General features: G+C 64.8%; 11 protein-coding genes and 1 pseudogene. 3 read left to right on the top strand and 9 right to left on the bottom strand.

From position 1 onward, the window contains the following. Together EN781_RS19825 and EN781_RS19820 are read right to left on the bottom strand one after the other, a co-directional pair. The coding region (locus EN781_RS19825) for an FAD-dependent oxidoreductase (RefSeq protein WP_127400249.1) at positions 1-182 on the bottom strand (182 nt) is incomplete at its 3' end. Between the two features lie 48 nt (positions 183-230). Next, positions 231-551: a metalloregulator ArsR/SmtB family transcription factor gene (locus EN781_RS19820; RefSeq protein WP_126055625.1), complete on the bottom strand. Its 321-nt coding sequence runs from the start codon at positions 549-551 to the stop codon at positions 231-233. A 180-nt stretch (positions 552-731) separates the two neighbouring features. Between EN781_RS19820 and EN781_RS19815 the strand changes: the two genes are divergently transcribed. Further along, positions 732-1,292, top strand: coding sequence for a DUF2306 domain-containing protein (locus tag EN781_RS19815; protein ID WP_189347699.1), 561 nt, complete (start codon positions 732-734; stop codon positions 1,290-1,292). Positions 1,293-1,317: 25 nt separating this feature from the next. On the opposite strand, the gene arsC is transcribed toward EN781_RS19815, so the two are convergent. The 5 genes from arsC to EN781_RS19790 all read right to left on the bottom strand — a co-directional run bounded on the left by arsC (position 1,318) and on the right by EN781_RS19790 (position 3,943). Further along, on the bottom strand, positions 1,318-1,740 hold the full coding sequence (gene arsC / locus EN781_RS19810) for an arsenate reductase (glutaredoxin) (protein WP_126055626.1): 423 nt from the start codon (positions 1,738-1,740) through the stop codon (positions 1,318-1,320). After that, positions 1,737-2,420 carry an MIP/aquaporin family protein gene (locus EN781_RS19805; protein ID WP_126055627.1) on the bottom strand — a complete coding sequence of 228 codons (684 nt, stop codon included), beginning with the start codon at positions 2,418-2,420 and terminating at the stop codon, positions 1,737-1,739. The genes arsC and EN781_RS19805 overlap by 4 nt, the downstream gene beginning before the upstream one ends. A 25-nt stretch (positions 2,421-2,445) precedes the next feature. Then, positions 2,446-2,778 carry a metalloregulator ArsR/SmtB family transcription factor gene (locus EN781_RS19800; protein ID WP_126055628.1) on the bottom strand — a complete coding sequence of 111 codons (333 nt, stop codon included), beginning with the start codon at positions 2,776-2,778 and terminating at the stop codon, positions 2,446-2,448. A 101-nt stretch (positions 2,779-2,879) separates the two neighbouring features. Continuing rightward, entirely contained in the window at positions 2,880-3,470 is a 591-nt protein-coding gene (locus tag EN781_RS19795; RefSeq protein ID WP_127400248.1) for an NAD(P)H-dependent oxidoreductase, read from the bottom strand. Between the two features lie 104 nt (positions 3,471-3,574). Further along, complete coding sequence (locus tag EN781_RS19790; RefSeq protein WP_126055630.1) at positions 3,575-3,943, bottom strand: antibiotic biosynthesis monooxygenase family protein; 369 nt, start codon at positions 3,941-3,943, stop codon at positions 3,575-3,577. Between the two features lie 95 nt (positions 3,944-4,038). Between EN781_RS19790 and EN781_RS19785 the strand changes: the two genes are divergently transcribed. Further along, a complete protein-coding gene (locus tag EN781_RS19785; protein ID WP_126055631.1) occupies positions 4,039-4,515 on the top strand; it encodes a MarR family winged helix-turn-helix transcriptional regulator in 477 nt (158 codons plus the stop codon). Between the two features lie 201 nt (positions 4,516-4,716). Continuing rightward, complete coding sequence (locus tag EN781_RS19780) at positions 4,717-5,871, top strand: hypothetical protein (RefSeq protein ID WP_126055632.1); 1,155 nt, start codon at positions 4,717-4,719, stop codon at positions 5,869-5,871. A gap of 45 nt (positions 5,872-5,916) precedes the next feature. Here the strand turns inward: EN781_RS19780 and EN781_RS19775 are convergent, their stop codons facing one another. Both EN781_RS19775 and EN781_RS19770 read right to left on the bottom strand, forming a co-directional pair. Continuing rightward, on the bottom strand, positions 5,917-6,933 hold the full coding sequence (locus tag EN781_RS19775) for a Rieske 2Fe-2S domain-containing protein (protein WP_245492621.1): 1,017 nt from the start codon (positions 6,931-6,933) through the stop codon (positions 5,917-5,919). Continuing rightward, positions 6,930-7,674, bottom strand: a pseudogene (locus EN781_RS19770) (GNAT family N-acetyltransferase); the annotation flags it as partial. The pseudogene EN781_RS19770 and the gene EN781_RS19775, both read right to left, overlap by 4 nt.

The following is a 7,674-nucleotide window of genomic DNA, read 5'->3' as shown; positions in this document are numbered from 1 at the left end:
ACGCAGTAGCGCCAGGGCGTGAACACCCGCACATGGCCCCAATCCCTGAGATTGGAGGCTACAGCGGTACCGGCCTCGTAGAGCTTCACCGGCACGCCCTGTTCCAACAAATGAACGGCCGCCGCCAAGCCGACAGGGCCGCCGCCGATAACGGCGACCGGGAGATCGTTCTGCTCGCTCATGCTCCCACCTTCCATAATTCCGGGATTATCGAAATATCGGGCAAAAAATCATGCCGCCACCTCTCCCGTGGCGGGGTTGCAGGCGGCGTCGGCGCAGCATTCGTCGGCGAGGAAGCCGATCAGATCGCGCATGATCGGATAGTTGGCGCGGCAGATCAGCGTCGTCGCCTGCCGCTCCTGACTCACCAGCCCGGTCAGGATCAGCCGGTGCAGATGATGCGACAGCGTCGAGGCGGCGATGCCGAGGCTTTCCTGCAGATAGCCGACCGGCCGGCCGGCCTCTCCGGCCCTGACCAGGATGCGATAGAGATTGAGCCGCGTCGGATTGCCGAGCGCTTCCAACTGCTTTGCTGCTTGTTCGAGTTTCATGGAAATATGGCTATGCCAGGTTGGGCGGCGCCGTCAAGGGAATTTCGAACATTATGGAAATATGCAGGTAGCAATCCGCCCAACGCCAACGCGGCTGGCCTGCAGATGATATAGGCTATCATCAATCAAGACGGAGGCATGGTCGCCGATCCTGCGCATGGGCTTCGGCGGCGAGTGAACATGGAAAGCGAAGGCACAACCATCGTCCTGGGCATCCCAATTCCGTCCATCGATCCGGTGTTTCTGGGCGTTGTAGGTGTCCATATTCTGTTTGGGCTTGCCGCCTTGACCACCGGCGCTGCCGCGATGTTCGCCCAAAAGGGGCGCGGCCGGCACTCGAACTTCGGCAGCATTTACTTTTGGTGCCTGTTCGGCGTGTTCGTGACTATGAGCGCCTTGTCGCTCCTGCGCTGGGCGGAAAACTACCATCTGTTCGCGCTGGGATGCATTTCTTTCGCATCTGCCTATTTCGGGCGCACGGCCGCCCGACGACACTGGCGCCAATGGCCCAGGCTGCATCTCACCGGCATGGGGATGTCCTACGTCGTAATGCTTACCGCATTTTACCTCGATAACGGCAAGAACCTGCCCTTATGGAGGGAGCTTCCAACTATTGCATTTTGGGTTCTGCCCAGCGCGATCGGAATGCCGATAATCCTCCATGCCTTGTTTCAGCACCCGGTCGTCCTGGACTTCGATCGCTCGCGAGCGGCAAGCACCAGATCCGCAAACCCAGACTGAGAGGCGAGCGCCTTTCGGTGCTACGTCAGACGACCCGCTTGCCGTCGGCGCCGATCACCACCTCGCCGTCCTCCTTGGTGAACGGGCCGATGTCGGGATTGGACAGGATGTCGAGCACCGCTTCCGACGGCCGCGCCAGTATCGTGCCTTTCGGCGTCACCACGATCGGCCGATTGATCAGGATCGGATGCGCCAGCATGAAATCGAGGATCTCGTCGTCGCTCCATTTGGGATTGCCGAGATTGAGCTCGGCATAGGGCGTGCCCTTCTCGCGCAGCAGCTGGCGCGGCGTCATCGCCATGGCGGCGATCAGCTCGACGAGCTTTTCGCGCGACGGCGGCGTCTGCAGATATTCGATCACCTCGGGCTCCTCGCCCGACTGCCGGATGATCGCCAGCGTGTTGCGCGAGGTGCCGCAGGCAGGGTTGTGATAGATGGTGATGGTCATTCGGCGGCTCTCATCTCAGGTTTCGGTTCAGCAAGCAGCCAGCCGGCCAGCGCCAGCGCAAGCAGCGCGCCTAGCAATTCGGCAACGATGAAGGCGGGGACGTCGAGCGGCCGGATGCCGGAAAAGGTGTTGGAGAAGGCGCGCGCGACGGCCACCGCCGGATTGGAAAAGGAGGTCGAGGCGGTGAACCAGTAGGCTGCGGTGATGTAGAGCCCGACCAGCCAGGGGATGGCATCGCCGCGAAAACGCAGGCCGGCGAGAATGGTGAAGACCAGCCCGAAACTCGCGACCAGTTCGGCGATCCACTGCCCCGCCCCGCTCCGCACCGTCGTCGACAGTTCGACGAGAGGCAGGCCGAACATGGCATGCGCGACGACCGTGCCGGCGAGGCCGCCGAGCAACTGGGCGACGACATAGCAAAGTGCGGCATGCCAGCCGATCTCGCGCCTCAGCCCGAACACCAGCGTCACGGCCGGATTGAAATGGGCGCCGGAGATCGGGCCGAGGACTGTGATCAGCACCACCAGGATAGCGCCGGTCGGCAGCGTGTTGCCGAGCAGGGAAAGCGCGACGTCGTCGGTGAGACGATCGGCCATGATGCCCGAGCCGACGACAGCGGCGACCAGCATGGCGGTGCCGAGCGCCTCGGCGGCGAGACGGCGGGGAAGATCGACAATCATGAGCGGATCCGCATATGTTGCATTGCTAGCATTTGCAGGTCACGGCCCGGAGGACCGGCTGGCAGAGTTCCGGCGCGCCGTTGCAGCAATCCTCCATGAGATAGGCAAGCAGGTCGCGAAAGCCGGTCATGTCGGCGACGTAGCGGATCACGCGCCCTTCTCGCGCCGCGCGGACCAGTCCGGCATGGTCGAGCACCTTCAAATGCGCCGACATGGTGTTCTGGACGATTTCGAGCCGCGCGGCGATTTCGCCCGCCGGCAGGCCGCCCGCCCCGGTCTTCACCAGAAGGCGGAAAACCTCCAGGCGCGTGTTCTGACCAAGCGCCGCCAAGGCGCGAAGGGCCGCTTCCCTGTCCATCCATATATCCTTAAATCCGGATTTGAGGATGCTTAGTAACGCAACATGACAGACAGATGACAGCGGGCGTGACGAGGATCGGTCGGGTGCACCAATGGAACTCAGAACGTATCGAAGCGACGCTCCACGTCGCGCGCGAACATTTCGCGCTTTTCGTCCGATATGCTGTGAACGGAGTATCGCGACAGGTACAGATGCCGCACGCCCCGGCCGCACATGGTCTTCAGTCCGCGCAGCAGCACCTTCTTTCCGGGGTTCTGCATATAGAGTTGGGTGTACCACCACGGCGACCCGCATGTGGTGACCACGCCCATGCGGCGGATATTGAGCAGCGCCGGCTTGATCAGGCCGTCATCCGGCGGCACCTCGTAAGCGATGCCTGGGCGCCACACCCGATCGAAATAGCCTTTCAGTATGGCGGGCATGCCCGACCACCAGGTCGGAAAGCAGAAGACGCATGCCTCTGCCCATAACAGCGCATCGACATAGACCTGCAGATCCTTCGGCACCTGGGAGGGATCGTAATGGCCACGCCATTCCTCGGGCAGCATCGCCGGGTTGAACTTCATCTCGTAGAGGTCAAAGTCGATGACCTCGTCGCCTCTTGCCTTGAGCGTCTTGACGACGCGCTGGTGAAGCGATGCCAAATAGCTGTCGGCCGCCGGATGCGCGTAGACTACATTGACCTTCATTGGATGACGCCCTCAAGCCTTCCACCCGAAGCTATTAGTCGAAGCTAATAGGCTTGCCTAGCTGCCGGAGCGCCCCGCATGCGGCGCCCTCCTGCCCGCTTCGACTAGGCCACGCAGATGCCGGGCACCGAGACCTTCTGGAACAGATGCGGCGAAGCCACAGCCGAGGACGGATAGGCCGAGATCTTCGCCCTGAACTGCGGATGGGAGAAAGCGGCGCGGAAGGCGGCGGTCGATTCCCACACGGCATAGTTCAGGTAGGTCGGGCTTTCGCCGATCGCGCGGTGAAGCTGGGTCGAGATGAAACCCGGCTGCTGCTTCATGAAGACAGCGTCGTCCTGCCAGACGTCGAGGAAGGTTTGCTCGTCGGCCTTGTCGAGCGTGAACACGTTCACCAGCACGACGGGGGCGGCGTCGATCGCGACCTGGCGGTCGATCGGGAAAGCAGGGTCGAGGGGGCGCATACGGGTCATGGGAGGCTCCTTCAATTGGTGTTATGATGTCAATCTGTTATGATGCATACATATACATTTGACAACATGATGTCAATATAGATATAAGGTGACAAATGCCCGATACAAAGCGAACACCGACCGGCAAGGCTTTGAGCGATCTCATTCTCGACCTGTTCAGGCTGAACAGCCGCATCAGCGCTGCCGGCGACAGGCTGGTCGCCGATCTCGGCCTGACCAGCGCCCGCTGGCAGGTGCTGGGAGCCATCGTCGCCGCCGAGCGTCCGCAGCCGGTGGCGTGGCTGGCGCGCGATCTCGGCGCCAACCGCCAGAACGTGCAGCGCATCGTCAACGACCTCGAGGGCGAAGGACTGGTCGCCTTCAGGATCAACCCGCATCACCGGCGGGCGCAGCTTGTCGTGCTGACCGACGACGGGCGCGAAGCCTACGACGCGGCCATGCGCCTGCAGGCCCCCTGGATCAACACCCTCGCCGACGGGCTTGCCGTCGAGGACATCAACACCATGCACGGCGTGATCACGGCACTACGCAAAAAACTGGAAGGCAACGATGACGCTGAAGAGCAGGGCTGACCGCTGCGGAACGGTGGCTGTCCCATCCCTTGCTGAGCGCCGCCCTCATCCTGGCGCTGCTCGCTTCCCAGCATCGCCAGCTTTGGACGGCCCGAACCGGCGCACAGTACACCGCGCGGCTGCGTTGCCAAGCGCGGCGATTTCGCGCAACGGTTCCGACAACCGCAATGACCGCAGTAGCCTCACCGATGCCAGTATCCCGTGCCCGATAGCTCAATACTCGTCACCGGAGCGCGCGCGCCGGTGGCGCTGCATCTGACGCGGCTGCTGTATGGCGCCGGACACCGGGTGATCCTCGCCGACACACCTGCCCGCCCGATTGCTGCCGCCAGCGTGGCCTGCGCACGCTACTACCGCCTGCCGCGACCGCGCTTCGAGCCGGCGGCCTACGCCGAGGCGGTCGAGGCGCTGGTGCGCGCCGAAGGGATCGGCCTGGTCATCCCGACCTGCGAGGAGGTTTTCCATCAGGCGCTCGCCTGGCGCGACCGCGCGATCCCGGCGCGCCTGTTCGCGCCCGGCATCGAGTTGCTCGCCGAAGTCCACAACAAACATGCCTTCATCCGGCTGGCCGAACGGCTCGGCCTGGCGGTGCCGGAAACGGTGCTGCTGCAATCGCGCGACGATCTGGGGGCCATGCGCGGCCGCGCGCGCGAATTGGTGTTCAAACCGGTGTGGTCGCGCTTTGCCAGCCAGGTGCTTTTGCGCCCCTCGCCCGGCGCACTCGATGCCGTCAATCCCTCGCCCGCCGCGCCCTGGGTGGCGCAGCGCTTCGTGCCCGGCGAGGAGATCAGCGCCTATGCGGTGGCGCGCGGCGGCAGGCTAAAGGCATTCTCGCTCTACCGATCGCTCTATCGCGCCGGCAAGGGTGCCGGCGTCTTGTTCGAGCCAGCCGAGGACGCGGCCGCGCGGCGGCTGGTCGAGCGCATCGTCGCCGCCACGTCATGGACCGGACAGATCTCCTTCGACCTGATGCGGCAGGCAGACGGAACGGTTCTGCCGCTGGAATGCAACCCGCGCGCCGTCAGCGGGCTGCATTTCTTCCGCGATCCGGCGCGCTTTGCGAACGCGGTGCTGGGAGACGGGCCCGAGGTCAGACCCGATGTCACCGCGCCCCAGACCGCGCGGCTCGCCATGTGGATCTACGGGCTGCCGGCGGCCTTGCGCTGCGGTGGCCTCGGCCGCTTCCGCAAGGCGATGCGTGAGGTCGAGGAACTGCTCGACTGGCCTGATGATCCGGCGCCGGTGAAGGCGCAATGGGCGGCGCTGGGCGAGATCGCAGGCGTTGCGCTTCGAGAGCGCATCAGCCTGCAGGCGGCATCGACGCGCGACATCGAATGGAACGGGCCGGACGAGTGACGTCGGCAGGAGGGCGAAGGAATGCGACGGTCCTTCCGCCTGCCGTCACAGCTCGATCTGATGCACTCTTGGCTCGCTTGCCGCCGGCGGCAGGTTCCCGGCCATAATCGCGGCGATGTCGTGGCGCAGGAAATCCAGCGGACCGATCACCGGCAGCGCCGGCGGGGCGAAACGGGCGTTGTCGCTCGCCGATTTCAGCACGCGGCGATCCTGCTGCAGGGCGACGTTGAACAGCGGCTTGAAGGCAAATGCCTTTATCCTGCCGAGCAAGCCCTGGCGCGGGCCGGTCAACCAGCCGACGCCCTCGACGGTGCGCTCGTCGGCCTGGCGCAGATGGAAGGTGGTGGCGAGGGCCAGCCCATCCTTGCTCCAATATTCCAGTTCGGCGATGCCGGGATGGCGGAAGCGGCCGATTGTTCTCGCGCGCTCACCCTCCAGCAGCCGGCTGATCAGCCCCTGCAGCCGATCCTCGCCGGTGTAGCAGGCCTCGACCCAGCCCTCGCCGCCGGTCACCTCGACGCGCACGAGATGGCGTCGCGAGCTCAGGCCGCGCAGCAGGCCCTTGTGGGTGAAGTGGGTATGGGTGGCATCGAGGATGTTTTCGGCCGCGTCGATCACCGTCGACTGCGTCGAGCTGCGCACCCGCCGCACGACGAGGTCCCGACCCTGCATGCAGTGGAGATAGGGCTCGCCCTGCGGCGTTCCCGACGAGACGAAGACGACGCCGTCGCGCTCGATGACGCCGTAGCGACGCACGCGGTAATGCGGCATCTCGCCGACATGACCGGGAATGGCGGTGCAGCGGCCTTCGCCGTCATAGCGCCAACCGTGATAGGGGCATTCGATTTCGCCGCCGACGACCTTGCCGGTCGAGAGCTCGACCAGCCGGTGCGGGCAGCGGTCGAACAGCGCGGCGATGCCCTGGGCCGAGCGGAACAGGACGACAGGTTGGCCGTCGATCAGGATGCGCCTGGGCTTGCGCCTGATGTCGGCCGACAGCGCCACGGCCTGCCAATGATCTTTCCGATCGTGATCTTCGCTGTGCCTCTGGCGCACGCTCACAGCTCGAACCTCCTGAGCAAGGGAATGCCGACCAGCGCCAGCACGGTTTCCATGACGCGGATCGCCGCACGCCGGCGGCGCGAAAGGTGCCCGGCGTAGACGGCGTTGTATTCGATAGTCGCCACCGCGCCGCGCAGGCGCTTGAAGCCCGCCGCCCCGGCGCTCATGTTGAAGAATAGGCCGTGCGCGGTCGCATGCTGCTGAGCCATCGCCATCACCATGCGATAAAGCCCCTCCTGTATCGGCAGGCCGGTATCGTAGCCGACGATGGGCTGGGTCAGCGTGCGGCCGTTCTCGAACAGGCCGGTGACGGCGACGAGGTCTCCACCCGGCCGGCGCAGGCCGGCAAGGCTGATGATGCCGCGCCGGTGCATCTCGGCGATGTAGCGGGCGGTGTAGTGCGGATTGAGCGGCGTGTACTTTTCCAGATAGAGCATGGTGTAGAGCTCTTCCGCGCGCGCATAGTCGGCTTCGCTGAAATCGGCATCGCCGACGCGCTCGAAGGGCGTGGTGGCGAGCCGCTTGCGGTCGCGCTTCATGTTGATGGTCATGGCCGGTGCCGCGCCGCGGTCGGCGAAGATGTAGATCTGGCGGGCCGCCAGCATGCGGAAACCTTCGGCCTTCAGCGCCGCGATGGGGGCGGGATCGGCGATCTCGTTCAGCGAGCGGATGACGATGGCGCGATCCGGGAAACGCGCCACAAGGTCGGCGCGCAGCTCGGCCACCGCCGTTCGGTCGAGC

Source organism: Mesorhizobium sp. M4A.F.Ca.ET.090.04.2.1 (assembly GCF_003999085.1).
Taxonomy (GTDB): domain Bacteria; phylum Pseudomonadota; class Alphaproteobacteria; order Rhizobiales; family Rhizobiaceae; genus Mesorhizobium.
The sequence above is the reverse complement of the archived record's forward strand: the minus strand, read 5'-3'. Positions and strand labels throughout refer to the sequence as shown.

Bases quoted from the DNA above. Each gene is read 5' to 3' on its own strand.
- EN781_RS19790 (WP_126055630.1), bottom strand. From the start codon at position 3,943: ATGACCCGTATGCGCCCCCTCGACCCTGCTTTCCCGATCGACCGCCAG.
- EN781_RS19795 (WP_127400248.1), bottom strand. From the start codon at position 3,470: ATGAAGGTCAATGTAGTCTACGCGCATCCGGCGGCCGACAGCTATTTG.
- EN781_RS19785 (WP_126055631.1), top strand. From the start codon at position 4,039: ATGCCCGATACAAAGCGAACACCGACCGGCAAGGCTTTGAGCGATCTC.
- EN781_RS19800 (WP_126055628.1), bottom strand. From the start codon at position 2,778: ATGGACAGGGAAGCGGCCCTTCGCGCCTTGGCGGCGCTTGGTCAGAAC.
- EN781_RS19820 (WP_126055625.1), bottom strand. From the start codon at position 551: ATGAAACTCGAACAAGCAGCAAAGCAGTTGGAAGCGCTCGGCAATCCG.
- EN781_RS19805 (WP_126055627.1), bottom strand. From the start codon at position 2,420: ATGATTGTCGATCTTCCCCGCCGTCTCGCCGCCGAGGCGCTCGGCACC.
- EN781_RS19815 (WP_189347699.1), top strand. From the start codon at position 732: ATGGAAAGCGAAGGCACAACCATCGTCCTGGGCATCCCAATTCCGTCC.
- arsC (WP_126055626.1), bottom strand. From the start codon at position 1,740: ATGACCATCACCATCTATCACAACCCTGCCTGCGGCACCTCGCGCAAC.